The organism is Nocardia sp. NBC_00508, from assembly GCF_036346875.1.
Lineage (GTDB): Bacteria > Actinomycetota > Actinomycetes > Mycobacteriales > Mycobacteriaceae > Nocardia.
The window spans coordinates 1,325,388-1,351,057 of sequence record NZ_CP107852.1 but is presented as its reverse complement, the minus strand read 5'-3'; the positions used below and the strand labels follow the sequence as shown (position 1 = coordinate 1,351,057).

The window sequence follows — 25,670 nt, the reverse complement described above, 5'->3', positions numbered from 1 at the left end:
TCACACCGAAAGGATGGCGATGGAGATCAGCGCTCGGCAGGCGAGTGTCCGGGATCGCGACGCGCTCATCGAGGCGTTCGGCGCGGCCAGCGCGGACGAGGTGGTGACGACCTGGCTGCTGGAAGAGCAGCCCGATACGAGCGTCCATGCCGCGTTCGTCCCGAGGTTGATCGACGCCGCCTTGCGGGACGACGAGATCTGGGTGGCCGGGGCGGGCGAGGAGATCTGGTCGGTCTCGCTCTGGCAGCACATCACCTCGGTCGAGCGGTTCGCCGAGGAAGCGGCCGAGGCGCAGACGATGGCCGAACAGGCGCCCGGCATGCGGGTGCTGCAGCGCGTGGCGATCCTGACGGACCTGCTCGCCAGAGAACACCCCCGCGAGTTTCCGCATCAGTACTTGCAGGTGATTGTCACGGTGCCGGAGCATCGCGGCAAAGGCGCAGGCGCGGCGATTCTCGCCGACCGGTTGAAAGCGGCGTCCGAAGCGTCGGTCCCGGCATTTCTGGAAGCGAGCACCGAGCGATCCGCCCGCCTGTACAGCAGGTCCGGTTTCGCCCGGACCGGAATCACCCACACGCTTCCGGAGAACGGCCCGGCCCTCATTCCCATGTGGTTTCGTCCCTAGTCGAAGAAGCCCGCTACGGTGATGGCGTCCAAGTCGGCGGATAAGCTCGGCTGGTGACCGAGACGAGCCTGCTGCCAGGACCCATTCACGCCGTGCACATCGAACTGGGCGCGACCTTCGCGCCGTTCGGCGGCTGGGAGATGCCGGTCTCTTATGCGGGGACGGTGACCGAACATCAGGCGGTTCGTACGACCGTCGGGCTGTTCGACGTCAGCCACCTGGGCAAGGCGACCGTGCGCGGGCCCGGCGCCGCGGCGTTCGTGGACTCGGCGCTCACCAACGATCTCGGCCGGATCCGGCCGGGAAAGGCGCAGTACACGCTGTGCTGCGCGCCGGACGGCGGAGTGATCGACGACCTGATCGCCTACTACGTCAGCGACGACGAGATCTTCCTGGTGCCGAACGCCGCCAACACCGCGGCGGTCGTCGGTGAACTGCAGAAGGCCGCGCCCGACGGCATCACCGTGACCGACGAGCACCGCGACTACGCCGTATTCGCCGTGCAGGGCCCGCGCTCCGCGGCGGTGCTGACCGCGCTCGGGTTGCCCACCGACCTGGAGTACATGGCCTACGCCGACGCCGAATGGGACGGCCGTCCCGTTCGAGTCTGTCGCACCGGCTACACCGGTGAACACGGCTACGAGCTGCTGCCGCGCTGGGACGACGCCGAACCGCTGTTCCGCGCGCTGGTCGACCAGGTGCGCGCCACCGAGGGCCAGGTCGCGGGGCTCGGCGCCCGCGACACGCTGCGTACCGAGATGGGCTACCCGCTGCACGGGCACGAACTGTCGCTGGAGATCTCGCCGGTGCAGGCGCGCTGCGGCTGGGCGGTCGGCTGGAAGAAGCCGGAGTTCTGGGGCAAAGCGGCGCTGGAGCAGGAGAAGTCGGCTGGTCCACGCCGAATCCTGCTGGGACTGAAGGCTCTCGACCGCGGCGTACTCCGGCAAGGACAGACGGTGCTGCGCGCGGGCGAGCCGGTCGGCGAAACCACCTCCGGCACCTTCTCGCCCAGCCTCAAACTCGGCATCGCCCTGGCCCTGCTCGAGACCTCGGCGGGCATCGAGCCCGGCGCCGAGGTCGAGGTGGATGTCCGCGGCCGGCGCCTCCGTTGCGAAGTCGTCCGCCCACCCTTCGTGGAGATCAACGCCAAGTAGCCGGGTGCGGGCCGGTGGGGCAGAGCGGCGGGGACGACGGGTTGGCGATCGAGCGCGCGCACTTGCCCCGTAGACCATGGGCAGATGGCCGGAATCGGTACGGTTAGGATCTCCGGCATGACCGCTGCCGCACAGTTCACCCGTGTTCCGCACCTCGCGCCCGTTCCGGCGCAGCGGCGACAAGAGGTACTGGCGGCGCCGGGGTTCGGGCGGTACTTCACCGATCACATGGTCTCGATCGATTACATCGATGGCGCGTGGGCGAATGCGCGGGTGGAACCCTACAGCCCACTGTCGTTGGACCCGGCGACGATGGTGTTCCACTACGGCCAAGCCATCTTCGAGGGTCTCAAGGCCTACCGTCAGAGCGACGACAGCGTCTCCTGCTTCCGCATCGACGCCAACGCCGCGCGTTTCCGCAGGTCGGCTCGTCGCATGGCGATGGCCGAGCTGCCGGACGAGCTGTTCATCGAGTCGGTGCGTCAGCTGCTCGAGGTGGACCGGGGCTGGGTGCCCGCGGCGGGTGGCGAGGAGTCGCTGTACCTGCGGCCGTTCATGTTCGCCACCGAGGCGGGGTTGGGTGTGAAGCCCGCCGCGTCGTACAAGTACCTGTTGCTGGGTTCCCCGGCGGGCGCGTACTTCCCGCGCGGCGTGAAGCCGGTGCGGGTGTGGCTGTCCACCGAATACGTGCGCGCCGCGCCGGGCGGCACTGGCGAGGCCAAGGTCGCGGGCAACTACGCCGCCTCGCTGCTCGCCCAGGCCGAAGCCTCGGCCAAGGGATGCGATCAGGTGGTGTGGCTGGACGCCTGCGAGCGCCGCTACGTCGAGGAGATGGGCACCAACAACCTGTTCTTCGTCTTCGGTTCCGGCTCCGAGGCGCGTCTGGTCACCCCGGAGCTGTCCGGCTCGTTGCTGCCCGGCATCACCCGCGACTCGCTGCTGACCTTGGCCGCCGATTCCGGCTACCCGGTCGAAGAGCGCAAGATCTCGGTGGAGGAGTGGCGCAAGGGCGCCGAATCCGGTGAGATCACCGAGGTTTTCGCGTGCGGTACCGCCGCGGTGATCACCCCGGTCGGCTGGGTCCGTTCCGGCGAGGGTGAGTTCACCATCGGCGGCGGCGAGCCAGGTGAGGTCACCATGGCCCTACGCGACACCCTCACCGGCATCCAGCGCGGCACCTTCGCCGATATCCACGGGTGGATGCGCCGGATGTGACTCAGCCCGGCATGAGCATGTGCCACTGCTCCAGGGTCTGCGGACGCATGACGTAGTTTTTGTCCCGGACAGTGGACAGCGCCGCGCTGGGTTCCTCCGAATACCAGTGCCCCGGGTAGACCACCGGGTCACCGGCGAGTCCGGCGAGGTAGCGCAGGCTGCGGAACATTTCGTCCGAGTCGCCCCCGGGGAAATCGGTGCGGCCGCAGCCGTCGACGAACAGGGTGTCGCCGGCGATCAGCCGGTTGTCGAACAGAAAGCACTGGCTGCCGGGAGTGTGTCCGGGCGTGTGTAGTAATTCGATGTCGAAAGCGCCGACCGTGACCTTGTCGCCGTGCTCGTGTCCGGTCAGCTCACTCTCCGCGATCCCGGTGACGCCGGCCACCCAGGGCAGCTCTTTGGCGTTGACATGCACTGGGACGCTTGTCTTTTCGAGTAGTTCGGGCACGCCACGCAGGGTGAACCCGAGCATCGTGCCGCCCACGTGGTCGGGGTGGTGGTGAGTGGCGAGCACACCGCTCAGCCGCAGTCCGTCACCTTCGGCGATGTCCACCAGGTCGCCCGCGGCGTAGGCCGGATCGACCACAACGCACTCGCCCGTCTCCCGATCGCCGATCAGATACGCGAAGTTGCGCATCTGTGTCGCGATCGGATCGCCCACGGCGTAGTCGCGTCCCGACAACAGCTGGCGAAAGTACAGGCGTTCAGCAGACATACCGCATACTTTATTGCCCGACCCAGACGATCCGCGCGCCGCGGCCGGAGATATTCCAGTGACCAGACTCCGGCCCGAGCCGAACTGGAATGATGCTCGAGTAGATCGGACGCCGATCCGTCCAGCCCTCGTCCCGACTCCGCCGCTGGACGCTTCAGCGAGCGTGGACACCGTGGAGCACGGCTCAGATGGCGAGGGACAGCACTGCCGCGGCGACAGCCACGGAGGATTCCAGAGCGGCGCCGAGGACGTCACCGGAGAGTCCGCCGAAGCGCCGGGCGCAGTGGACGACCAGGACCGACGAGGCGGCGAGGGCGACGACGACGGCGAGCGGGCCGAGCCATGGACGATCGGGAACGGCCAGGACCGAAATCGCGACGGCGGCCGCTGACCAGGACACCGCGGCGAGTCTCGATTGGGTACCCGCGACCAGAACGCCGAACCCGGTTCCGGGAGCGGCGGCGATACCCCGGCAGGCGAGCACCACGGCGACGCGGCCGGTCGCCACGGCCAGGGCCACCGCGAACCAGCGGCCCGCGCCCGCCAATGCTGCGAATGAAAACGCCTGCACGCCAACGGCGAACATGATTCCAGCGACACCGAACGGCCCGGCCCCGCCGCTCTTCATGATCTGCCTGGCCCGCTCGGGCGGTCCGTAACTGCCGAGCCCGTCCATGGTGTCGGCGAGCCCGTCGAGATGCATGCCTCTGGTGGCCAACGCCAGCGCACCGACCACCAGCAACCCGGCCAGCGCAGCACTCGCACCGGCCCGGGTGAGTGCCAAGAGCAGCCCCGCCGCGCCCGCCCCGAGCAGCGCACCGACCAATGGCGCCACCAGAATCGCCCGCCCCGCCGCTCGATCGACGTCATCCGGTCCGCGCACCGGCAGCACCGTGAGCCACGAGATCGCCAACCGAATTCCGTTCATGGTGAAACTCGGCTGCGTGCCACGGCGGGCGTGGGATCGTGCTGGGACCGGTCCACCGGTTCTGCCCACGCGGTCTGTCGGCGGGCGGGGACCGCACTCGGCTTCGACGAGCGGGAATGGGCGGCGTCGCCGGGGCGCTGAAGCTTCACTTGCGCAGGTTCGGCGTGGGGACGGGCGGTTCGGCCTCGGCGGTGCTGACACCGGCTTCGGCGAAGGTGGACATTTCCGCGAGGGTCGCCACGGCCGAGCGGAGGATGGGCAGGGCGGTGAGGGCGCCGGAGCCTTCGCCGAGGCGCATGTCCAGGTCGATCAGCGGTTCGAGGCGCAGGTGTCGCAGAGCGAGGGCGTGCGCTGGTTCGGTGCTGCGGTGGCCCGCCAGCCACCAGGCGCTCGCGCCCGCGGCGAGGTCTTCGGCGATCATCGCCGCCGCCGCGACGACGACGCCGTCGAGAATGACCGGTGTGCGCCGGGTGGCGGCCTGGGCAAGGAAAGCGGCCATCGCCGCGAAGTCGGCGCCCGCCGCGACGCGGAGAAGTTCGACCGGCTCCTTCACAACCGGGCGGGCGCGGCGCATCGCGTCGCGAATGGCGGCGACCTTGCGAATCCATCCCGCGTCGTCGACCCCGGTGCCGCGGCCGACAGCGGCGACCGGCTCGGTGTTGGTGAGGCCGGCGATCAGCACGGTGGCAGGGGTGGTGTTGCCGATGCCCATGTCACCCACGATCAGCAGGTCGGCGCCCGCGTCGATTTCCTCGTCCGCGATGGCGCGGCCCGCGGCGATGGCCGACTGGACTTCCTCGTCGGTGAGCGCGTCCTCGTGATTGATCGCCCCGCTGGAGCGGCGCACCTTGTGCTTCGACACCTCGGGGTCGGTGTCGGCGTTGACGGAGATGTCCGCGACCCGCACCGTGGCTCCCGCCACCGCCGCGAGCGCGTTCACCGCGGCCCCGCCACCCAGGAAGTTCGCCACCATCTGCGCGGTGACATCGCTCGGATATGCCGACACACCGTGCCGCGCGACGCCGTGATCCCCGGCGAACACCACGACGCGGGCGCGCTCGAACTGCTTCGGCGGACATATGCCCTGGCACGCGGCCACCCAGTTGCCGAGTACCTCTAATCGGCCCAGCGCGCCCCCGGGTTTGGTCAGCTGCGCCTGCCGCTGCTCGGCGGCCGCGCGAAACTGTGCGTCCGGGGGCGCTACCGGTCCGAATCCGTGCGTCACTGTCGAGCCTTTCCGGTCATGGCGGTTCCCGCCGACTACGCCGCCCAATCTTGCCATTGCCCAACCCCGCCGCTCTCCACCTGACCACCGCCCTCGAGGCAGTGACGGGTTGCTGCGCTCCCCACAGGACTGTGCAATCTGCTAGCCGCCAGGCAGGTGTCGGTTGAGTCGACGGCAGGCGTGCGGCAAAGGGGAGGCGCGGGCTATTTGAGGCGGAGGGGGAGACCGGCGACAACGAAGTAGGCTTCGTCGCACGCTCGAGCCAGGCGTTGGTTGAGGATGCCTATCTCGTCGCGGAACAGACGGCCGGAGCGGGTGGCGGGGATGACGCCCATGCCGACCTCGGGGGTCACGATGACGAGGTTGCCCGGGTAGGCGGCGACCGCTGCGACGAGGGCGTCGGCGTCCGGGGTGATCGTGCCGCGGGGTGCCTCCCACGCGTCGCGCGCATCGATGCGGGCGGTCAGCCAGGTGCCGACGTCGTCGATGAGGGTGACCGAAGGCGGGTTCGACGGCACCGTTGATTCGGCGAGAACCGTTGCTGGATCGGCACTTTCGACTGTCGACCAGCGCGCCGGCCGTCGCCTGCGGTGCTGGGCGATCCGTTCGGTGAAATCTCGGTCGTCCGGGTCGGGCACCGCGGTGGCGAGATAGCGCACCGACTCGCCGACCTCGCCCGCGAGTTCCTCCGCGAACGCCGACTTTCCGGACCGCGCGCCGCCCAGGACGAGGACGCGGCGCGGCGCTGCGGACGAGGAACTGTGCGACACGTGTGCACGGTATCAATCACCGAGCAGGTGGTACCCAGGGCGCTGTCCGCCGCGGCGTCGGCCGTGCCACCGGTCAGGCCGACGTCGCTGCCCCATTTTCGGGGCTCCTGCCGAAGCGGCGGCGGTACTCGGTGGGGGAGATGCCGACCAGGCGTTGGAAGTGGTGGCGCAGGAGAGCGCCGGAGCCGAAGCCGGAGCGGGCCGCGATGTTTTCCAGGCCGAGCCCGGTTTCCTCCAGCAGCTGCTTGGCGAGCAGGATGCGCTGGTTGGTCAGCCATTTCACCGGGGTGGTCCCGGTCTCGGCGGCGAAGCGGCGGGCGAAGGTGCGGGTGGACATGCTGGCGCGGGCGGCCAGTTCCTCGACCGTGTGGGGCAGGTCGAGGTGTTCGTTCATCCACTCCAGGATCGGGATGAGGCTGTCCGAGGTGCACGCGGAGACGGGGCGTTCGATGAATTGCCGCTGCCCGCCGTCGCGCTGTGGCGGCACCACCATGCGCCGCGCGATCGCGTTGGCGACGCCGCTGCCGAGTTCGCGCCGCACCAGGTGCAGGCAGGCGTCGATCCCGGCGGCGGTGCCCGCGCTGGTGATCAGATCTCCCTCGTCGACGAACAGCACGTCCGGGTCGACGGTGGCCTCCGGGTAGTCGGCGGCGAGTCGCTCCACATAACGCCAGTGTGTGGTGCACTTGCGCCCTTCGAGCAATCCAGCCGCCCCGGCCAGGAAGGCTCCGGAGCAGACGGTGAGCACGGTCGCGCCCGCGGCGGCCGCGTCGCGGACGGCCGCGACGACCCGCGGATCGAATCCGCGGTCCACCGCGGCGGCCGGGATGGCGACCAGATCCGCTCGGGCCAACTGTCCGAGCCCGTGCTCCGGTGTGACGGTGATTCCCGGACTGGTTGTGTGCAACGCGACGCCGGGCTCGGCGCCGCACACCTTGAAGTCGAAGGCGGGCAGTCCGTCAGCAGTGCGGTCGAGGCCGAAGACCTCGCAGATGACCCCGAATTCGAACATGGCCATCCGCTCGGACAGCACGACGGCGACCTTCGACAGCATGCCCGCCAGTCTACTGGCCGTATTTTTGCGAACATTGTCTGTACGGACACTTTCGGCGGTAAATCAATGACCGCAAAATTACTGCCATGGTTACTTTCCTCGTTTCCCTGGCGGTCATCGTGGCCGTCGCCGCACTGATCGCCCACAGCACCGGCCGCGTGGGCTCGTCGAATGTCATCGACCGGGACGCCGAGCGGCTGCGGTCCGAACTGGCGGCGATGGTCGGCCGAAACGGTGCCCACCAGCGTTGACCCTGGTGCGGCGACCCGGATCGCCGCAAGCACTACACAGCGTCGCCGGGGCTGACCCGCGGCTTCGGCGCACGCATCTTGCGGATCTGCGAAGCGCGCACGAAGGCGTACCAGCTCAGCCGGTATCCGGTGTCGGTGCTGTCCGGGAACCGCTCCCTGACCCGGTTGTTCACGACTCGGCCGAGCAGGAAGCCCTCGATGATCATGAACGCCATCATCACCAGCATGGCGAGCGTGACGATCGTCTGCAGCGCGGGCGCGACGAACATCGACAGGATCAGCACCAGCGCCATCGGCATGAACAAGCCGACCAGGTTGCGCCGGGCGTCGATGATGTCGCGGACGAACGCTCGCACCGGCCCCTGGTCGCGGGGCAGGAGGTACTTGTCCTCGCCCGCGAGCATGCGGGCCCGCCGATCCTGGGCGGCGGCGCGCCGGTCGGCCGCGGCCGCCTTGCGCTCCTCCTTGTTGCCGCGGACGGCCTTGCGCCGGGCGCGGGCCTCCTTCGCGGTAAGCGGAGCGGGTGCTACCGGGCCGCGGCGCTTGCCTTGCGCGTCACGGCGTTTCGGGGTGGGACGGCCTTTGCCCGCGGTCGCCGTTGGCGCCGTACGGGTGCTACCTGCGGCCGAGCCGCCGTCCGTGACCACCGTCGATTCGGCGGTCGCGTCGGTGGTGCTGGACTCGCCGCGACGGAACAATTTCACACCGACCAGGCTATTCGATGGGTTGCGCGGCGAGAAATGCGGTCCGATTCGCCGAGAGTGTGCGGGGTCACGGAGGTTGCGTGTCACGGCGGACCGGGTGGTGGCAAGATGGGGGAATAGCAGCCAGCCTAGTGGTGTTGACCGACACAACCCGTGCGCTGTTCACGGGTTGACCCCAGGTTCCTCGAGGAGAGTTCATGACTGTGCAGAACGAGACCGCCATCCACGGTGTGACTCTGACCGACGCCGCCGCGGCGAAGGCGAAGGCACTGCTGGACCAGGAAGGTCGCGACGACCTGGCGCTGCGGATCGCGGTGCAGCCAGGTGGTTGCGCCGGCCTGCGCTACCAGCTGTTCTTCGACGACCGCTCGCTGGACGGCGATCTGACCGTCGACTTCGCCGGCGTCACGCTGGCCGTCGACCGGATGAGCGCGCCGTACGTGCAGGGCGCCTCGATCGACTTCGTCGACACCATCGAGAAGCAGGGCTTCACCATCGACAACCCGAACGCCACCGGCTCCTGCGCCTGCGGCGACTCCTTCAACTGAGCTGTTCCGCCTCTCCGGGTATTCAGGCCGTACTGGTCGCGTAGTACGGGATTTGCGTTCAGGTCCTGCGTTGGGTGCCGCTCGGGTCTTGGGCGTGCCCGGCGAGTTACCCATGTTCTCGCGAAATCAATTGCCCCGGATGGGCATGCTCGTGCGCGGGTGTACCCGGATCGGTGTGCGGATCGGCTACGGTGAGATCGGGGCGTTCGCGTCCCGGTCTCGACCGCCTGCCGCCTACCGTTGAAGGGCTCAGCCACGTGTCCATCGCCGTTTCCGCGTCCATTGCGACCGACCATCTCATGCGTTTCCCCGGACGGTTCGCCGACGTACTGCTGGCCGATCAGCTCGACCATGTATCGCTGAGCTTCCTCGTCGACGATCTGCAGATCCGTCGCGGGGGTGTCGGCGGCAACATCGCCTACGCCATGGGCCTGCTCAATCGCACGCCCCTCTTGATCGGTGCGGTGGGCGCGGACTTCGCCGAGTACCGGGCCTGGCTCGAATCGCGCGGGGTCGACTGCTCCGCCGTGCTGATCTCCGATCGCGCGCACACCGCCCGCTTCGTCTGCACCACCGACGACGACATGGCCCAGATCGCGTCGTTCTACCCGGGCGCGATGAGCGAGGCCCGGGACATCTCCATCGCCGAGCTCGCCGAGGCGCGGGACCTGGACCTCGTCCTGGTCGGCGCCAACGACCCCGAGGCGATGCTGCGCCACACCGCGGAGTGCAGGGAACTCGGCATCCCGTTCGCCGCCGATCCCTCCCAGCAGCTGGTCCGCCTGGACGGCGACCAGTCCGTGCAGCTGATCGACGGCGCCGCATACCTTTTCACCAACAAGTACGAGTGGGCGCTGCTGCTGCAGAAGACCGGTCTGAGCGAGGAAGAGGTCGCGCAGAAGGTCGGCATCCGCGTCACCACGCTGGGTCCGGACGGGGTGCTGATCATCGATGCCGACGGCACGGAGGTGACCATCGGTGTGGTGCCCGAGCTCGAGAGGGTCGAGCCGACCGGCGTCGGCGACGCCTTCCGCGCGGGCTTCCTGACCGGGCACACCGCCGGACTGAGCCTGGAGCGCTCCGCCCAGCTCGGCTCGCTGATCGCCGTGCTGGTGCTGGAGACCATGGGCACCCAGGAATGGACGCTGAACAAGGAAACGGCCCTCCAGCGACTGACCGACGCCTATGGCCCTGAGGCCGCCGCCGACATCAAGCCCCTGCTCTGACCCGCCTCTCCGGGTATTCAGGCCGTAGGAGTCCGGGTGAGGCGGAATTGCGTTCAGGTCCTGCGTCTGGGCCGCTCGAGTTCTGGGCGTACCCGGTGAGTTACCCATGTGCTCACGAAATCACTTGTTGCGCTGACGATCCCGGGGTGACTCGCCGACGATGACGGCGGCGGGTCACCCCGACGGGCATCGAGTTGCATTATTGGCCTGGCGGCGGCGCCCGGCGCATCGGGTGCCGCCGGAGCGGCTGGTGCTGGTCTCTCCTGGGCGCGGCGCAGTATCGAACGCCCGCAGCGATGGACGGCCGGAGCGCTCGCCGCGGGGCCAGCCGACTGGTACAGGCCAAAGACCCGAAGAGGCGGGGGAGTACCTACAGGGAGACGGGGTAGACCGGCTCCTGGATCTCCGGCTTGATCCGTTCTTCGACGAAGATGCCGTGCCACACCATGAACACCAGCAGCGTCCACAGCCTGCGGCTGTGGTCGGCGTTCCCGGCGCGGTGGGCGACCAGCATGTCGCTGATCGCGGCTTTGTTCAGCAGATGGCCGGTCTGCGACTCGGCGATCTGCTGCTGAGCCCAGTCGTAGAGTTCCGTCCCGCGCAGCCAGTGCCGCAGCGGGACCGGGAAGCCGAGCTTGGCGCGGTGCAACACGTGCGCGGGGACGATGCCCTCCAACGCCTGGCGCAGCGCGTACTTGGTGGTCTCCTTGGTGATCTTCTGGTCGAACGGCAGCCCTTCGGCCACCTTCAGCACCTCGGCGTCCAGGAACGGCACGCGCAACTCCAGCGAGTTGGCCATGGTCATCTTGTCGGCCTTGACCAGGATGTCGCCGCGCAGCCAGGTGAACAGGTCCAGGTGCTGCATGCGTGCTACCGGGTCCCAGCCGCGCGACTGGGCGTACAGCGGCGCGGTGACGTCCTGGTGGGTCCATTCGGGCCGGAACTCGCGCAGCACGGCGCGCAGCTGGGCATCGTTGAAGCTGCGCGCGTTGCCGTAGTAGCGCTCCTCCAGGGTGAGCGAGCCGCGATGCAGCAGGCTCTTGCCCCTGGTGCCCTCCGGGATCCGGTCCGACAGCTTGCCCGCCAGCCTGCGCAGCCCGCGGGGCAGCTTCTCGAAGGGCTTCAGCGACAACGGTTCCCGGTAGATGGTGTAGCCGCCGAAGAGCTCGTCGGCGCCCTCGCCCGAGAGGACCACCTTGACGTGCTTGCGCGCCTCCTTCGCGACGAAGTACAGCGGGACCAGCGCCGGGTCGGCGACCGGGTCGTCCAGGTACCAGACGATCTCGGGAATCGCCGCGGCGAACTCGGCGGGGGAGACCACCTTGACGACGTGCCGCGCGCCGATCGCCTCGGCGCTCTCGGCGGCCACGTCGACCTCGGAGTAGCCCGCGCGCTCGAACCCGGTGGTGAAGGTGATCAGCTTCGGGTTGTGCCGCATGGCCAGCGCGGCGACCGCGGTGGAGTCGATCCCGCCGGACAGGAACGAGCCGACGGTCACATCGGCGCGCATGTGCTTGGCGACGGAGTCCTCGAGCGCCTCGGCTATCTCCCGGTAGCGCGCTTCCGCGGAGCCGGGGGCGAACGGGCGCACCGGGAACTTCGGCGTGAAGTACCGGGTGATCGTCGGCGTGGTGCCGGGCCGCACGGTGGCGTAGCTGCCCGATTCGAGCCTGCGCACGTCCTTGTGCAGCGTCTCCGGCTCCGGCACGTACTGCAGCACCGTGTAGTGCTCCAGCGCGCGCGGGTCCAGCGCGTCGCTCAGCTCCAACGCGGGCAGCAACTCCAGCAGGCTCTTCTTCTCGCTGCCGAACGCTGTTCCGCCCGGGCCGGTGGCCAGGAACAGCGGCTTGATGCCGAACGGGTCGCGGGCGAGGAACAGCTCTTGGGTCTCGGTGTCCCAGATCGCGAAGGCGAACATGCCGCGCAGCCGCCGCACGGCCTCGGGGCCCCAGTAGTGGAACGCCGCGACGATCGCCTCGCTGTCGCCTTCGGTCCGGAAGATCTTCCCGTCCGGGAACTCGGCGGCGTGCGCCTCGGCGATCTCCGCGCGCAGCTCCAGATAGTTGTAGATCTCGCCGTTGAAGGTGAGCGCGTAGCGCTCGGGCTGCTCGGGCGGGCCCCAGCGCAGCGGCTGGTGCGAGTGCTCGATGTCGATGATCGACAGGCGGTTGAAGCCGAAGATCAGGCGCTCGTCGTGCCAGGTGCCGCGCTCGTCCGGGCCGCGGTGGCGTACGCAGTGCAAGGCTTCGTAGACCTGCTCCACCGTGCCAGGTGCCGCCTCGTCAGATGCCAGGAATCCGAGCAGTCCACACACGGCGTCGGCAACCTCGTTTCTCGCAGTCGGGATACGCGCGCACCGGACGGAGCGCAAGGGGATGAAATCTAGTGTCCGAGTATGCCGCACCCATCGCCTCCGCGCGTCGTGCGCACCGCGTCCCGGCCGGAAGCGCTGGTGGTGGTGATCCGCTGCGCTCGGTCAGGTGTCGAAGCCGACCCGACGACAAACGGGGCGCTTGTTTGGTCTACGCTGCGTAGTACTCAGGTCTCTCTCAGGTGACCCGCGCGTGAACGCGCAGGCCCGGAGGGCGTCCTGAACGAGCTTAGGACGTATCGTCAGGGCCGATCGCAGCCCGGCGATGCACTGTCGGAATGTGTGGCGACCAGGAAGGCGTGAGCGTGGCGCACAAGGCGAGCGAAGAGATCGGGGCACGACCCGTGAAGGGTCGGCAGGGCCGCATCCTTCGGCGGGCCGGGCTGGCGGTGTCCTTGGGGATCACCGCGCTGCTCGTCTCGGGCTGCTCGATCGACAATGTATGGCTGCGGTTCGGCTGGCCCTCGGGTGTCACGCCGCAGGCCACCCGGATGCGGGAACTGTGGACCTGGTCGGTCATCGCCGCGCTGGCGATGGGCGTGCTGGTCTGGGGCCTGACCTTCTGGACCATCGCCTTCCACCGCAAGAAGGCGGACTCGCCGGAGTTCCCGCGCCAGACCGGCTACAACGTGCCGCTGGAGCTGACCTACACGGCTATCCCCTTCATCATCATCGCCGTGCTGTTCTACTTCACCGTCGTCGTGCAGAACTACGTGCACGAGAAGGTGAGCAATCCCGACGTCACGGTCGACGTGACCGCCTTCCAGTGGAACTGGAAGTTCGGCTACCGCAACGTCGACTTCAAGGACGGCTACAAGTTCAACGGCATCGACTCCACGCGCGAGGCGCTGAGCCAGGAACAGCTCGAGGCGTACCAGGAGCGGCGGACCACGGACGGCCACCCGCAGCCGGGCCCGGTGCACGGCAAGCCGGAGAACGACATCCTGTCCTACCTGCACTACGACAAGGTCGAGACGATCGGCTCCAGCAGCGAGATCCCGGTCCTGGTGCTGCCGACCGGCAAGGTCATCGAGTTCCAGCTCGCTGCCGCGGACGTGATCCACGCCTTCTGGGTGCCGGAGTTCCTGTTCAAGCGCGACGTGATGCCGAACCCGAAGGAGAACAACTCCGACAACGTCTTCCAGATCACCAAGATCGAGAAGGAAGGCGCGTTCGTCGGTCGCTGCGCCGAGATGTGCGGCACCTTCCACTCGATGATGAACTTCGAGGTCCGCGCGGTGACGCCGGAGAAGTTCACCAAGTACCTGGACGCTCGCCAGGCGGGCAAGACCAACGCCGAGGCGCTCGAGTCCATCGGTGAGTCCCCCGTCGCCACCTCCACCGCGCCGTTCAACACCAAGCGCGACATCAAGAGCGCGGCCTCGGCCGAGAGCAAGTGAGGAATTGATCTGACATGAAGATCGAAGCGCGGATTTTCGAGCTGCTCACGGTGTTCTTCATCATCGTGGCGGTGATCTACGGCTTCTTCACCGGCCAGTCGCGCACCGGCGTCGAGTGGGCCGGCACCACGGCCACGGTGCTGACCGCGGGCCTCTCGCTGATCATCGGCACCTACTTCCGGTTCGTCGCCCGTCGCCTCGACCTGCGTCCGGAGGACTACGAGGACGCGGAGATCGTCGACGGCGCGGGCGACCTGGGCTTCTTCTCGCCCGGTAGCTTCTGGCCCATCACCCTGGCCGCCGCCGGTTCGGTGACCGCCATCGGCCTGGCGTTCTTCCAGTTCTGGCTGATCGGCATCGGCGTGGTCTGCGTCCTGGTCGCCGCTGCGGGGCTGGTGTTCGAGTACTACCTCGGGCCCGAGAAGCACTGACCTGAGAACTGCCGAAACGGCCCCATCGGAAAATCCGGTGGGGCCGTTTCGTCGGTCTACGCCTTTGCGTCATGAGGTGAGCGGCCGCGGAAGGTGCAACATGGCGGTCACCATCTCGGCTATCAACGACAGGCTCCCGCCCGAACGGATCCGAGCCCAGAAGGAACCGCTACTCGCTGTGGCGCGGGAGATCACCAACTACATCGCATAGGCCGTATCTCGTGTCGCCGATTCGCGCCTCATCCTTGCCTACCCCATTGCGGCACGACGGCCGGAAACACTTGCGGAGCCAGCGGCGATAGTCCGGGCAGTCCCCGGCGTCCGGATTGCGCAGGGCCACTGGAGGACTGGATGACCACCAACCACTGAGGTGTGGTCCCGCGCGGCGGTGAGCCATGGCGAGATGCGTTCATGCCTTGTCGGGGAGGCGGCGCTCACCAAGCAACGACGCTCGGACACGCACCTCTACCTCGGAATCAGGGAACATGAAAATAACACGACGACGTGCCGCCGTCCTCGTCACCTTCGCGGCATTTACGGTGGGAGCCGCCGCGTGCGGCTCCGCGACGCCCTCGACACCGGCCACGACCACGCGACTCAGCACTTCGGCGGCAACAGCCACCCGCACGACGCCACCCCCGACGACAACCACTGCTGCGCTACCGATTCGGCCCACACCCCCATCGAGCATCGAACCGGCACCGCCATCGGCAGCGCCGGGGTCAACATCCGCGCCGCCCGCCGCACCGGTGCCGCCGCAGGCAGCGCCCGGGCCCAGCTCTGTGCCGCCCGCCGCACCGGTGCCGCCGCCAGTCGTCGTACCCGCGCCGCCGCCCCCATCGCCCAACGTCTACTACCCCAACTGTGCCGCAGCCCGCGCCGCGGGCGCCGCGCCCCTTCGGCGTGGGGAACCCGGCTACAGATCACAGCTGGACCGAGACAACGACGGCATCGCCTGCGAAACGTGACGATCAACCCGAATGCGATATCGCGCTCACCTACGCGAGATCCCCTGTGGCGCAGGTAGTGCGGATGATCGAGAGGCTGCATCCGGCGTGCTTCGGTTGGCTGGGTGCGGTCACGGTCTCGGTGCCTACACCCGATCTCGTAGTCATCGTCCAGAGGCTGAATCTCCAAGATCAAGTACAGCAGAAGCGCACCCAGGGCGAAGTGGATTCCGAGCGGCGCCCGAGCCCTGGATGTCAGATCACCGCCAACAGGACGGAAATTGAAAACCGGCGGCCAGGGTGATCCCATATCCGAAGATCATGACGAGAACCCCGAGGCTGCTCGGGACAAGGCGCAGAAGGCCGATCCGAGAGTGGTTGGTCGACAGGAGGATCAATAGGAAAATCCCGATCGCCACCAAAATACCGGCACTGGTGACCTGAAAGATTTGGGCAGCAATAACATCTGCTCCGCGTGGTTCCGGGTCGAAATGAGAGACGCAGCGATCGCTGGTTCGAATGCGGTACACACCGGTCAGGTAGATGGTCGGTCCGATCAAGACCGAGCTCACGATGTAGATCAGGGCGGCTGCGACCGGGCGGCTGCGGAGGGGCATCGTGCTGATCCTAGAGACCGCCGTGGATGGCGATTCTCTATCGGTGGGAGGATCTCGCGCAGGAGCGTTCGGTTGTCGGCGCCAGATCCGGTTTTCACTGGCGGGAAGGTGTTCGATACGGGCGTCGGGATCCCCGGGGAAAGATGACGTGTCGTTAGCACCCGGGCCTGCGATCCGGCCGGACGGCTCAGCTTGAGAGGGAACCGAATTCGATGAGGATCAACCGCATATTTCGCCTCGGTATCGGGGCGATCGCCGTCGCCCTCGCCGCCACCGCCTGCGGTGGCGGCAGCGACGCCGGGACCGCCACTGATCACGCGAGGGAGGGCAAGCTGACCATCGGCATCAAGTTCGACCAGCCGGGCCTGGGCTTTCGCGACAAGGACGGCGCGTACCAAGGGTATGAGGTGGAGATCGCCAAATACGTGGCCGGGAAGCTCGGCGTGCAGTCCGACAAGATCACATTCAAAGAGGCGCCGTCGGCCAAACGCGAGACGATGATCATGAACGGCGAGGTGGACTTCATCGTCGCCACCTATTCGATCACCGACGGCCGCAAGGAGAAGGTCGACTTCGCCGGGCCGTACTTCGTGGCGGGGCAGGCCCTGCTGGTGAAGAAGGAGAACACCGAGATCACCGGTGTCGAGTCGCTGGTGGGCAACAAGAAGCTCTGCTCGGTCAAAGGCTCCACCCCGGCGCAGAACGTCAAGGACAACTACGCCAAGGACGTTCAGTTGGTGGAAGTGGACAACTACTCGCAGTGCATCGAAGCGCTGCGCAGTGGTTCGGTGGACGCGGTGACCACCGACGACATCGTCCTTGCCGGTTACTCGGGGCAGTCACCTGGCGAACTGAAGCTGGTCGGCAAGCTGTTCACCACAGAGAGATACGGCATCGGCCTGAAGAAGGGCGATCAGGAGACCCGCACCAAGATCAACGACGCGATCGAGGCGATGATCGCCGACGGTTCTTGGCAGAAGGCGTTCGAGGAAACATTCGGTTCGCTCGGCACCATGACGCTGACGCCGCCTACCGTCGACCGGTACTGATCGGACTCCAACGATCCCAGCGCCAGCACACATCACCCGAGCCTCGGGCTCCGGCTGCCGGATTCGGCTACCAGCAGGACGGCGTTTCCGAACTAGCATCCGAGGGTGGGCCTATCTGGTTGCGGCACAATAAGGGTCGGAAGACGACGCCTGCCCGCGGTCAGTTCGAAGGACAGATCACCGTAGCCGAGTGCGAGTTCGGCGAGTTGTTGCCATGCGTAGTGCATTTCCGGCTGCCGTGTGTCGCGGTGCAGTGCGGTGTGGGCGAGCACCGAGTACCTGGCGAGGCGGTCGACCACCGCGCCGACCGTCTCGGTGTGCAGGTATGCCGCACCCATTGCCTGCGGCAATGCGGACGCGACCCAGCGGTCGATATGCCGAGTCAGCCTTGTGCGATGGCGGTCGATTTCTTCCCGCGCCGGGTAGGGGGTATCCAGGCGCGCTTCATGGAGCGCGGCGAGTTCGTACGCCGCCTCCAGCAGGGGATGCGGGAGCCGGATCCTGCCTGTGCATGCTTCGAGGACAAAATCCTTCGAAGGCAGGAGTGATCTGCTGTCGTTCACCGCTCGCTCGCTTCGTCCGAAGGGTGCCGCATGTCGTGCGCCAGGGCGCTGAGCCCATCGAGAACTTGTTGGAACGTCACGGCTTTCGGCGTGCCGGCCGGAGAGGGCCGGTGGTCGGTGTCGTCGGCCGGGAAGGCGATGCCGCGCAGGTATGCCCGTTCGCGGGGGCTCAATTCCGGCGGCTCGACTCGGCCGTAGTGGACGAGGGTGCAGTACGCGACCCACTTCCATGCACAGCGATCGATCCGGCACGCTCGGTGCCGCTGCATTTGCCGGTGCGCCAACTCGATCTCGGCGAGGCCGCAGACGGTCGGCGGGGTGACGAGAGCGACTTCGTTCATCATGCGGCCCCGATCTCGATACCTGGAGCCGAACGCGCCCAAGTACCCTGCGGGGAAACGGTTTCCAGGTCATATCCTTCGTCGCAGATCAACGCAGGCTGGTTGTTCACGTGCTCCAGATCGAACACGACGATGGTCGCGACGCCGAGCCCAGCGGCCATGCCGAGCGCGTACCCGATCGGATCGCCCTCGTCGGCTGGCGGCCGGACGGTGTAAACATACTGGTAGCCCAATGTGCGGGCATGCCGCTGCACCTCGTTGGCGTGACGCGGTGCGTGCAGCCCGGACACGTCGCCGCGCACGAAACCAATGGCCTTCGGCCGGACGGGCGTTGGCGGCGCGATGATGTCGGTGGCCGGTGGTTTGATGATGTGGGTGTAGGTCATGGTTCCCCCAGAACTCAATCGGTGGGTGTGTGTGCGGCGTCCGGCAACCGCAAGCAACTTGCCATCCCTCCTGTTCGTGCCTAGGTGCGGCCATCAAGAGACTTTGGGCATAGTTGAAGTTGTTGTGACTCCGGCAAGTCGGGAGAATCCGGCTCCGAACCTGCGATGTCACTCGAACGCCATGACCAAGCACACCACCAGTGACCGATCGGTTTCAGGGAAATCGGATGCCCGACAGCAATTTATCCGAAACTGCACGTAGCCATCCGACAGTGCAGTAGAACTGACCCGATTTCGTGTGTGATCCGATCCGATTCCGCGATGAAGGGGAGGCCATGACCAGCGACGTTGACGACGACATCATGGACACCGGACCAAGTTCGACACTTCCGAGGCGCCAGCTCGGGCGTTTTCTGCGCGAGGTCCGCGAGGCAAGCGGGTTCACCCTCGCCGCTGCGGCGAAGCTGGTCGACCTATCCCCACCCGCCCTGCAACGCATCGAGACCGGCCAAACTCAGAAGGTCCGCAAGCAAGACGTCCGCGCTCTGTGCGAACTCTATGGCGTCAGCTCGGAGGACATCCAGCGCGCGATCGACCTTGCGGCTCTTGCCAAGACGCAGAGTTGGTATCACGCCTACGGGGGCCTGTACTCCACCGCGTTCAACATGTACGTCGGTTTGGAAGGTGCTGCGCGACAATTGGTCACCTACCACGAACACGTCCCTGGACTGTTGCAGACCGCTGACTATGCCCGCGCCGTCATCGGCGCATACCCCGGATTCGATGACCGTGACGACATCGACCGACGCGTCGAACTGCGGCTCAGGCGGCAAGCCATCATCACCCGCAAAGTGAAGCCGGTCGCGCTGGTAGTGCTACTTCACGAGTCGGCGCTATACCGGGTGGTAGGTGGCCGAAAGGTCATGGTGGTTCAGCTTCGGCACCTGGCCGAGATCTCCAAGTTGCCCAACGTTGTGTTGCGGATAGTCCCGTATGGCGCGGGGCTGATCTGGGGTATGCCGCACGGTTCGTTCACTCTTCTGGAGTTCGACACGAACGCCAAAGGTGGGACTGTCGAACCGCCGATTGTCTTCATGGAGGGAGGGCCAAGCCCGGATGTATACCTGGAGAGACCCGATGAGGTACGGCTCTATAGTGAACTTGCTATGGCCCTCCGAAGCGTTTCGCTGGATGAAAAGCAGACCCGGGATCTCATTCGCCGGGTGACGAAGGAGTTTGAGCGTGACCAGCATTGACCTATCCGAAGCCGAGTGGTTCAAGAGCAGTTACAGCGGCAGCCAGAGCGATTGTGTCGAGGTAGCGTGGCTGGCAGAGGGCAGTGTCGGCCTTCGCGACTCGAAGAACCCGACCGGTCCGGCGCTGGTCTTCACCCCGGGGGAGTGGGAGGCTTTTACCGCAGGCGTGAACAACGGCGAGTTCAATCGGGTCTGACCATCGCGTGGTGAGCCGTGTAACTCGCTGCGGTGGATGGCAAAGGTGTGAGCATGAGTGAGGCGTCCGAAGCTGCTTGGTTCAAGAGCAGTTACAGCGGCAGCCAGGGCGATTGCGTCGAGGTAGCGTGGCTGGCGGAGGGCGGTGTCGGCCTTCGCGACTCGAAGAACCCGACCGGTCCGGCGCTGGTCTTCACCCTGGGGGAGTGGGAGGCTTTCACCGCAGGCGTGAACAACGGCGAGTTCAATCGGGTCTGACCATCGCGTGGTGAGCCGTGTAACTCGCTGCGGTGGATGGCAATGGTGCGAGCATGAGTGATGCGTCCGAAGCTGTTTGGTTCAAGAGCAGGCGCAGCGAGAGTGGGTCGACTTGCGTCGAGGTCGCATGGCTGCCGGGAGGCAAGGTCGGTGTTCGTGACTCGAAGAACCCAATGGGTCCAGCGCTGATCTTCACGCCCGGCGAGTGGGATGCTTTCACGGCGGGCGTCATCGACGGCGAATTCCACCGCTTCGCCTAACGCCCACCAGCAACGCTGAGACGGCAGAGACCCTGGTCGGTGTGGATCGGGGTCTCCTTCTGTTGTCCGGTCGAACCGGCTCACCCGGCGAGGGTCGTGCCTGATATGAAAGTGCGAATGGGACGTAAGAAGTTGCTGGAGCCGACATTGACGGAGTTGCCGCACGGGCCGCACGGTCTTGCTCGGGATCTGGTGACCGGCTCGCAGCGGGAGCGGCTCTTGTTCGGGGTGACGGTCGTCGTCGCGGACCGCGGCTATCTCACGGTGACGGTCGCGGATATCGCTGCGGCGGCGAAGGTTTCGCGTCGGACGTTCTATCAGCACTTCGTGGACAAGGAAGCGTGCTTCCTCGCCGCAGCCGAGACGGGGCGCGATCTGATGATCGCGCATCTCGAGCACGTAATGAGGCAGGTATTCGCCGAACCGGTGGAGCCTCTCGAGGCGCTCCGGCGGGGCATTCGCGAATACCTCACCCTGTTGCGTGACGAACCGTCGTTCGCGCGCTCGTTCTACCTGGAGACCGCCGTGGCCGGGTCGCGCGCGATCGAGTCGTTCGAACGATGCCAGCACTGGTTCGCCGGATTCATCCGATCATGGCGTGCAGCGGCTGGCCTCGTCGGTCCATCGGTCCCCGATTTCGCCTATCTGGCGGTGACCGATGCGACCAACGAGGCCGTTCGCCGAACCCTGCGTGCCGGAGGTGACTTGCTCGAACTCGAGGACACCGTGATGTACATCCACCGCGCGCTGCTCGGGCTGGCAATGCGTGCCGACAAGGTGTAAAAGGGCTGGACGTTGGTTACGCGGCTGCGCAGCCGTGATGCGGTCGGCTGATTTCCTGATCCGCTGTGCGGCAGGCGGGGATCCCGGTGCCGGGAGATCGGTCAGTCATTGCGGGGTTTGCGGAACTCTTCGATCAGGACGGGATACTGCTCTCCACCGTCTCCGGCGGCGATGGCGCGGTCGGCCATTGCCTTGATCAGCTTCGGTAGTTCGGTGTTGACGCCCACCGCCTCGCTTTCCTGGATCAGGTGTGCCATGGCCCGCGCGTCGGTCTGCAGGGCCGACACCTCGGCGGGGAAGGAGTTGTTGTCGATCTGCTCGGCATACCCGGGCAGCCATTCGGCCACACCGGCAGCGATCTGCTGTGCGAACGGCGCATATGTTGCGGCGTCGACACCGGCGGTCTCGAGCAGGGCGGTGCCCTGCAGCCAGGCGTTCAGGACACTCCACATCATGGCCAGGCCGGCCACGTCGTACAGCGACGCCAGCCCGTGGTCGGCACCCAGGTAGGTGAGGGTGCCGAGCGCGTCGAGTGCCGGCTGGTGTGCCTCGAAGTCCGGCTGCGGCCCGCTGAACAGAATCACCGCCGCAGCGGTCCCGATCACCGGCGGGACGGCCATGATGGCGCCGTCCAGGTAGTGGGCGCCGCGCTGTCCGGCCCAGTGGGCGGTTTCCCGGGCCTGGGCCGAGTCGCCCGAGGTCAGGTTGATCACCGTCGTGCCGTCGAGCTCGATATCGTTCGCTGCGAGCAGCTCGTGCATGGCCTGGTAGTCGGTGAGGCAGATGATCGTCAGGGAGGATGCCGCGAGCGCGTCGCCGACCGTCGGCGCCAGCCGCGCGCCCTGGGCCACCAACGGGTCGGCCTTGGATGTCGTTCGGTTCCATACGGTGGTGGGATGCCCGGCTTTCAGGAACGCACCGGCGAGCGCCTGGCCCATCAGTCCGAGTCCGATGACTGTCACGGGTGTATCGGTGTTGTTGTTCATGGCAGCATCGTCAACGTTGATACCGGTGTGAAGGTCAAGTGAGGTTGCGATGCGGATCGGGGAACTGAGCCATCGGACGGGCGTCAACGCCCATCAGTTGCGCTACTACGAGGCCCAGGGCCTGCTGGAGGCCGAGCGCGGCGGGAACGGGTACCGCGAGTACGACGAGCACGCCGTGCTGCGGGTGAAGCAGATCCGGCACCTGCTCGGTGCCGGTCTGTCCTCCGAGGACATCGCGTATCTGCTGCCCTGTGCGGTCGGGGAGGCCCCGGAGCTGCCCGGGTGTCCGGAGTTGCTGGCCGCGATGCGGTCCCGGCTGCAGCGACTGGACGATCAGATGAAGAGGCTCGCTCGATCGCGCGACGCTCTTGCCGACTACATCGACGCGGCCGAGCGAATGGGTGGCGAGAGCTACCCGCCCTTCGACGACGCCGACCTGGAGCCCGTCCCCGCCTGAGCAGCCGGTCCGCGAGGACCCGCAGCGACTAGGACGCGACTCTGTCGCCTGCCCCGGTGAGGTCGCAGGAAGGATCGTCGCTGGTGTTGCCGCCTTCCGAGACGATTCTCGCGAAAACCTTCGCGCAGTTGGCCACAGCGTTACCGGACGTGTTCGCCGTGATAGTGGAGTTCCGCAAGACGACGGTGCCGATGGGAACATCGACCCGATCGGTCACCTGGCGCGGGAGGGTGTCGAGATAGGCCGGTGCCACGTTGATGCCGCCGCCTGCGTCCGAGGCGGTGTTTCCGGTGATCGTCGCACGATCGAAAGTCACCACGCCCCGGCCCCGGACGTCGACACCGCCGCCGCGTCCGGCGAATCCACCGGGGCGGTACCACACTCCGGGATTGACCACATGGTTGCCGGAGATCGTGGAATCGGTGAAGGTGCAGGTGTTATCGCAGCGCACCCCGCCCGCCTCACCGGACGTATTGGCGGTGATGGTCGTATTCCTCGTCTGCAGATCCGATCCGGGCACGTTGAAGATCCCGCCGCCGTACCCGGCGCTGTTGCCCCGAACCACCACGTCTTCGAGGACGAGGTTCGACGAATTCGAAATTCCGCCCCCGCCGGTGTCGTAGAAGGGGATCTCGTGCTGGGCGGTGACTCCGCCTGTCACAGTCAACCCCGCCAACGTCACGGGCGCGGCGATACTGAGCACTCTGTCGATCCCGTTGGCATCCAACACTGTCCGATCGCGGCCCGCGCCACGCAACACTGTGGGCGTGGTGAGGTTCAGGTCTCCCGTGGTCGCATCCGGGTTGCGGCCCTGCACTTTCCGCGGGTCGGGAGCCATCGTCAAGATGTACCGCCCATCGGGAACCACGATCGTGCTCCCTGGACGGAAATTGGCCGTCTGGACTGCGGCGCGCAGAGTGCAGGCGCCGGCGACCGTGCGACATTGCCCGCTGTGTGGGTCGGCCGCGACCTCGTCTGCTGTGCTGTTCACGGTGATCACGGCGGGGGAATTCCCCTCGGGCGCGTTGTCGGCGTAGGCCGCTGCGGGGAATGCGCCCGCGGCGGCAACGACCAGGGCTGTGATAGTGACGGCGCCAGCCGCCGCGGCAGATGTTCTCGTCCTCATGAGATCCGATCCCGAACATGGAGTAGGGTACGGCCGCGTCCAAGTGGGGAACGCGAGCGTTTACAACTATGTCGTAGAGCGGCGCCCGTTGATGGGGTTTCCGGGAATCCAGTCGGCAGTTACCGATTCACCTCGATCGGCCCGGCGGTCGCGCCGAGATCGATCGCTACCTCGACGCATCAGCGCCGCGGCGATCCGAGCAGCTCCACTCACGCGTTCGCCCGGCAAGTGCTGATCCACACCGGCGGCCACGGGCGTAAGCGGAGCGAGATGCAATCCTCCGGTGCGTTGATCAGGGCCGAAAGCCCGTGGGATGCTGCGGGAATCGACTCGCAGCAGGTCGGTCGCTAGTATTCCGCTGTGCGGCGGTTGGGGAGGTTCGGCGAGCGGGTGAGCCGGAGGTTGCATCGCGCGGCATTGTTGCTGGCGGTGCTGCTGGCGGTAGTCGGCGGACTGCTGATCGCGGGGATCGTCTGGTGGCTGCTGTGGTGGTTCCTCGGAGCGAGGGCGGAGACGCCGAATCAGGTGGATCTCACCAAGATCGCGTTGACGGTGACCGCGGGAGTCGGTGGCGCCGTCGCGCTCGTGGTCTCTTATCGCAAGCAGCGTGATCAGGAGCGCGCACGCTTCGCGGAGCTGTTCGGTGCGGCGGCAAAGCAGCTCGGCGATCCGGATGTGGCGGTGCGTATCGCCGGGGTGTACGCCATGGCCGGTGTCGCCGACGAATTCGGTGCACCCGGCAGGCGACAGCAGTGCATCGATGTGCTGTGCGGATACCTGCGCCTGCCGTACGAACCGGACGCCGGGGCCAATCACCTGATATCCCGGTCCGAGACCGTCGAGAACAACGGCGTCGAGGTGGAGCGGCGCTATCAGTTCCGGCAGAACGATCGCGAGGTCCGCCGCGCCATCGTCGACGTGATCGTCGCCCACGTCCGCCCGTCGGCCGAAATAACATGGTCGGACCGTGATTTCGACTTCGCCGACGCAGTATTGGAGGATGCCGATTTCCGATATGCGGAGTTCTCGGGGGAGCGCACGTATTTCGCGCGTTCGGTGTTCACCGGAGCCCGCGCCACCACATTCGAATTCGCGAAGTTCACCGGTCGGTACATTTCCTTCCATGGCGCGGTCTTCCGCGGCGTGCGCACACTGTTCGACGAGGTGACATTCGCGCCGACGGAGTCCGCGCGTACCGAGTTGCGCGGAGCCGGCCTCAAATTCGACGGCGCGATCTTCAGTTCACCGGTCTCGTTCCACCGGACAATTTTCCGCGGCTCGGCGGCCCGGTTTCGTGGCGCGAAATTCCGCGGTGAGCGAACGTCGTTCGCCGAAGCCGGGTTCCTCGCCGATCATGTCGAGTTCGGCGCCGCGACCTTCGAGGGAGCGCAGGTCGTCTTCGACAGTGCGATATTCGGCGGATCGCAGATCGACATCAGCGGCCCTGTTCCATGCCGCGTCCACCTCCTTCGTGCAGGCCTCCTTCGGCCATCCGGGTGGACGAATGCGCCGCTTCGGCAGCCCTGGCGGCAGGGTCCGCTTCGACAGCGCCGAATTCCACGGCGATGTCTCGTTCGCCCAGGCGCGGCTCGGCGGGCGCGAGGTGAGCTTCCGGGCAGGTGACTTCTTCGGCGCGATCACCTTCGCCGGCACCCGATTCGAGGCCGGGGAGGTGCGGTTCGATCGCCCGAATGCATGGGTCGGTGTCACGTTCGACTGGGACGGACAGCCCGGCGGCAAACCGGCGAGCGTCAAGCCCGACGAGTGGCCGCCCGCTCCCGTCGAACCCCCGCCCGCACCGTCGCGGTGATCGTCCTGCGCGAGCCTTC

Annotated in this window: 31 protein-coding genes; 18 read left to right on the top strand and 13 right to left on the bottom strand. The window is 66.9% G+C overall.

Going from position 1 to position 25,670, the window contains the following annotated elements; all coding sequences use genetic code 11:
• Nucleotides 1-19: 19 nt before the first annotated feature.
• The 3 genes from OHA40_RS05990 (at nucleotide 20) to OHA40_RS05980 (ending at nucleotide 2,994) form a co-directional block, all read left to right on the top strand.
• Complete coding sequence (locus OHA40_RS05990; protein ID WP_330232065.1) at nucleotides 20-625, top strand: GNAT family N-acetyltransferase; 606 nt, start codon at nucleotides 20-22, stop codon at nucleotides 623-625.
• 53 nt (nucleotides 626-678) lie between these two features.
• Nucleotides 679-1,779 (top strand): glycine cleavage system aminomethyltransferase GcvT, encoded by a 1,101-nt coding sequence (gcvT, locus tag OHA40_RS05985; protein ID WP_330232064.1) that lies wholly within the window; start codon nucleotides 679-681, stop codon nucleotides 1,777-1,779.
• 117 nt (nucleotides 1,780-1,896) lie between these two features.
• Nucleotides 1,897-2,994: a branched-chain amino acid aminotransferase gene (locus OHA40_RS05980; RefSeq protein ID WP_330232063.1), complete on the top strand. Its 1,098-nt coding sequence runs from the start codon at nucleotides 1,897-1,899 to the stop codon at nucleotides 2,992-2,994.
• Nucleotide 2,995: 1 nt separating this feature from the next.
• Here OHA40_RS05980 and OHA40_RS05975 read toward each other — a convergent pair whose 3' ends face one another.
• The 5 genes from OHA40_RS05975 to OHA40_RS05955 form a co-directional block, all read right to left on the bottom strand.
• Entirely contained in the window at nucleotides 2,996-3,709 is a 714-nt protein-coding gene (locus tag OHA40_RS05975; protein ID WP_330232062.1) for an MBL fold metallo-hydrolase, read from the bottom strand.
• 184 nt (nucleotides 3,710-3,893) lie between these two features.
• On the bottom strand, nucleotides 3,894-4,637 hold the full coding sequence (locus tag OHA40_RS05970; RefSeq protein ID WP_330232061.1) for an adenosylcobinamide-GDP ribazoletransferase: 744 nt from the start codon (nucleotides 4,635-4,637) through the stop codon (nucleotides 3,894-3,896).
• A 145-nt stretch (nucleotides 4,638-4,782) separates the two neighbouring features.
• Nucleotides 4,783-5,862, bottom strand: a complete 1,080-nt coding sequence (cobT, locus tag OHA40_RS05965; RefSeq protein WP_330232060.1) for a nicotinate-nucleotide--dimethylbenzimidazole phosphoribosyltransferase — start codon at nucleotides 5,860-5,862, stop codon at nucleotides 4,783-4,785.
• Nucleotides 5,863-6,065: 203 nt separating this feature from the next.
• The gene (cobU, locus tag OHA40_RS05960; RefSeq protein WP_330232059.1) at nucleotides 6,066-6,632 is read right to left on the bottom strand and encodes a bifunctional adenosylcobinamide kinase/adenosylcobinamide-phosphate guanylyltransferase; all 567 of its coding nucleotides are present in this window, start codon (nucleotides 6,630-6,632) and stop codon (nucleotides 6,066-6,068) included.
• Between the two features lie 73 nt (nucleotides 6,633-6,705).
• Nucleotides 6,706-7,686: a helix-turn-helix domain-containing protein gene (locus tag OHA40_RS05955; RefSeq protein WP_330232058.1), complete on the bottom strand. Its 981-nt coding sequence runs from the start codon at nucleotides 7,684-7,686 to the stop codon at nucleotides 6,706-6,708.
• 86 nt (nucleotides 7,687-7,772) lie between these two features.
• On the opposite strand from OHA40_RS05955, the gene OHA40_RS05950 reads away from it, so the two are divergent.
• The gene (locus OHA40_RS05950) at nucleotides 7,773-7,937 is read left to right on the top strand and encodes a hypothetical protein (RefSeq protein ID WP_330232057.1); all 165 of its coding nucleotides are present in this window, start codon (nucleotides 7,773-7,775) and stop codon (nucleotides 7,935-7,937) included.
• A gap of 32 nt (nucleotides 7,938-7,969) precedes the next feature.
• On the opposite strand, the gene OHA40_RS05945 is transcribed toward OHA40_RS05950, so the two are convergent.
• On the bottom strand, nucleotides 7,970-8,641 hold the full coding sequence (locus tag OHA40_RS05945; protein ID WP_442943935.1) for a DUF3043 domain-containing protein: 672 nt from the start codon (nucleotides 8,639-8,641) through the stop codon (nucleotides 7,970-7,972).
• Nucleotides 8,642-8,838: 197 nt separating this feature from the next.
• Between OHA40_RS05945 and OHA40_RS05940 the strand changes: the two genes are divergently transcribed.
• Together OHA40_RS05940 and OHA40_RS05935 are read left to right on the top strand one after the other, a co-directional pair.
• A complete protein-coding gene (locus OHA40_RS05940; RefSeq protein WP_330232056.1) occupies nucleotides 8,839-9,189 on the top strand; it encodes a HesB/IscA family protein in 351 nt (116 codons plus the stop codon).
• A 257-nt stretch (nucleotides 9,190-9,446) separates the two neighbouring features.
• Entirely contained in the window at nucleotides 9,447-10,415 is a 969-nt protein-coding gene (locus tag OHA40_RS05935) for a carbohydrate kinase family protein (protein WP_330232055.1), read from the top strand.
• Between the two features lie 370 nt (nucleotides 10,416-10,785).
• On the opposite strand, the gene asnB is transcribed toward OHA40_RS05935, so the two are convergent.
• Nucleotides 10,786-12,729 carry an asparagine synthase (glutamine-hydrolyzing) gene (asnB, locus tag OHA40_RS05930; RefSeq protein WP_330232054.1) on the bottom strand — a complete coding sequence of 648 codons (1,944 nt, stop codon included), beginning with the start codon at nucleotides 12,727-12,729 and terminating at the stop codon, nucleotides 10,786-10,788.
• Nucleotides 12,730-13,130: 401 nt separating this feature from the next.
• On the opposite strand from asnB, the gene ctaC reads away from it, so the two are divergent.
• From ctaC to OHA40_RS05915, 3 genes are all read left to right on the top strand, one after another.
• A complete protein-coding gene (gene ctaC, locus OHA40_RS05925) occupies nucleotides 13,131-14,186 on the top strand; it encodes an aa3-type cytochrome oxidase subunit II (RefSeq protein ID WP_330234067.1) in 1,056 nt (351 codons plus the stop codon).
• Between the two features lie 14 nt (nucleotides 14,187-14,200).
• On the top strand, nucleotides 14,201-14,617 hold the full coding sequence (locus tag OHA40_RS05920; RefSeq protein WP_330232053.1) for a cytochrome c oxidase subunit 4: 417 nt from the start codon (nucleotides 14,201-14,203) through the stop codon (nucleotides 14,615-14,617).
• Nucleotides 14,618-15,012: 395 nt separating this feature from the next.
• Nucleotides 15,013-15,585 (top strand): excalibur calcium-binding domain-containing protein, encoded by a 573-nt coding sequence (locus OHA40_RS05915; protein ID WP_330232052.1) that lies wholly within the window; start codon nucleotides 15,013-15,015, stop codon nucleotides 15,583-15,585.
• Between the two features lie 239 nt (nucleotides 15,586-15,824).
• Here OHA40_RS05915 and OHA40_RS05910 read toward each other — a convergent pair whose 3' ends face one another.
• A complete protein-coding gene (locus OHA40_RS05910) occupies nucleotides 15,825-16,181 on the bottom strand; it encodes a hypothetical protein (RefSeq protein WP_330232051.1) in 357 nt (118 codons plus the stop codon).
• A 212-nt stretch (nucleotides 16,182-16,393) separates the two neighbouring features.
• On the opposite strand from OHA40_RS05910, the gene OHA40_RS05905 reads away from it, so the two are divergent.
• Nucleotides 16,394-17,230 (top strand): glutamate ABC transporter substrate-binding protein, encoded by an 837-nt coding sequence (locus OHA40_RS05905; RefSeq protein WP_330232050.1) that lies wholly within the window; start codon nucleotides 16,394-16,396, stop codon nucleotides 17,228-17,230.
• A gap of 92 nt (nucleotides 17,231-17,322) precedes the next feature.
• On the opposite strand, the gene OHA40_RS05900 is transcribed toward OHA40_RS05905, so the two are convergent.
• From OHA40_RS05900 to OHA40_RS05890, 3 genes are read right to left on the bottom strand one after another with little or no spacing between them, the layout of a single operon-like run.
• Complete coding sequence (locus tag OHA40_RS05900; RefSeq protein ID WP_330232049.1) at nucleotides 17,323-17,793, bottom strand: DUF4254 domain-containing protein; 471 nt, start codon at nucleotides 17,791-17,793, stop codon at nucleotides 17,323-17,325.
• Complete coding sequence (locus tag OHA40_RS05895) at nucleotides 17,790-18,137, bottom strand: hypothetical protein (protein WP_330232048.1); 348 nt, start codon at nucleotides 18,135-18,137, stop codon at nucleotides 17,790-17,792. Before OHA40_RS05895 ends, OHA40_RS05900 begins: the two co-directional genes overlap by 4 nt.
• Complete coding sequence (locus OHA40_RS05890; RefSeq protein ID WP_330232047.1) at nucleotides 18,134-18,520, bottom strand: hypothetical protein; 387 nt, start codon at nucleotides 18,518-18,520, stop codon at nucleotides 18,134-18,136. Before OHA40_RS05890 ends, OHA40_RS05895 begins: the two co-directional genes overlap by 4 nt.
• A 335-nt stretch (nucleotides 18,521-18,855) precedes the next feature.
• On the opposite strand from OHA40_RS05890, the gene OHA40_RS05885 reads away from it, so the two are divergent.
• From OHA40_RS05885 to OHA40_RS05865, 5 genes are all read left to right on the top strand, one after another.
• Complete coding sequence (locus OHA40_RS05885; protein ID WP_330232046.1) at nucleotides 18,856-19,776, top strand: helix-turn-helix domain-containing protein; 921 nt, start codon at nucleotides 18,856-18,858, stop codon at nucleotides 19,774-19,776.
• Nucleotides 19,763-19,972 (top strand): DUF397 domain-containing protein, encoded by a 210-nt coding sequence (locus OHA40_RS05880; protein WP_330232045.1) that lies wholly within the window; start codon nucleotides 19,763-19,765, stop codon nucleotides 19,970-19,972. Before OHA40_RS05885 ends, OHA40_RS05880 begins: the two co-directional genes overlap by 14 nt.
• Before the next feature lie 53 nt (nucleotides 19,973-20,025).
• Complete coding sequence (locus OHA40_RS05875) at nucleotides 20,026-20,229, top strand: DUF397 domain-containing protein (RefSeq protein WP_330232044.1); 204 nt, start codon at nucleotides 20,026-20,028, stop codon at nucleotides 20,227-20,229.
• Nucleotides 20,230-20,282: 53 nt separating this feature from the next.
• A complete protein-coding gene (locus tag OHA40_RS05870; RefSeq protein ID WP_330232043.1) occupies nucleotides 20,283-20,489 on the top strand; it encodes a DUF397 domain-containing protein in 207 nt (68 codons plus the stop codon).
• 117 nt (nucleotides 20,490-20,606) lie between these two features.
• A complete protein-coding gene (locus tag OHA40_RS05865) occupies nucleotides 20,607-21,272 on the top strand; it encodes a TetR/AcrR family transcriptional regulator (RefSeq protein WP_330232042.1) in 666 nt (221 codons plus the stop codon).
• A 101-nt stretch (nucleotides 21,273-21,373) separates the two neighbouring features.
• On the opposite strand, the gene OHA40_RS05860 is transcribed toward OHA40_RS05865, so the two are convergent.
• The gene (locus OHA40_RS05860) at nucleotides 21,374-22,258 is read right to left on the bottom strand and encodes an NAD(P)-dependent oxidoreductase (protein WP_330232041.1); all 885 of its coding nucleotides are present in this window, start codon (nucleotides 22,256-22,258) and stop codon (nucleotides 21,374-21,376) included.
• A gap of 49 nt (nucleotides 22,259-22,307) precedes the next feature.
• On the opposite strand from OHA40_RS05860, the gene OHA40_RS05855 reads away from it, so the two are divergent.
• Nucleotides 22,308-22,715, top strand: a complete 408-nt coding sequence (locus OHA40_RS05855) for a MerR family transcriptional regulator (RefSeq protein ID WP_330232040.1) — start codon at nucleotides 22,308-22,310, stop codon at nucleotides 22,713-22,715.
• A gap of 28 nt (nucleotides 22,716-22,743) precedes the next feature.
• On the opposite strand, the gene OHA40_RS05850 is transcribed toward OHA40_RS05855, so the two are convergent.
• Nucleotides 22,744-23,841: a CSLREA domain-containing protein gene (locus tag OHA40_RS05850; protein WP_330232039.1), complete on the bottom strand. Its 1,098-nt coding sequence runs from the start codon at nucleotides 23,839-23,841 to the stop codon at nucleotides 22,744-22,746.
• A gap of 360 nt (nucleotides 23,842-24,201) precedes the next feature.
• On the opposite strand from OHA40_RS05850, the gene OHA40_RS05845 reads away from it, so the two are divergent.
• On the top strand, nucleotides 24,202-25,464 hold the full coding sequence (locus tag OHA40_RS05845) for a pentapeptide repeat-containing protein (RefSeq protein ID WP_330232038.1): 1,263 nt from the start codon (nucleotides 24,202-24,204) through the stop codon (nucleotides 25,462-25,464).
• Nucleotides 25,445-25,651 (top strand): hypothetical protein, encoded by a 207-nt coding sequence (locus OHA40_RS05840; protein ID WP_330232037.1) that lies wholly within the window; start codon nucleotides 25,445-25,447, stop codon nucleotides 25,649-25,651. Before OHA40_RS05845 ends, OHA40_RS05840 begins: the two co-directional genes overlap by 20 nt.
• Nucleotides 25,652-25,670 lie beyond the last annotated feature (19 nt).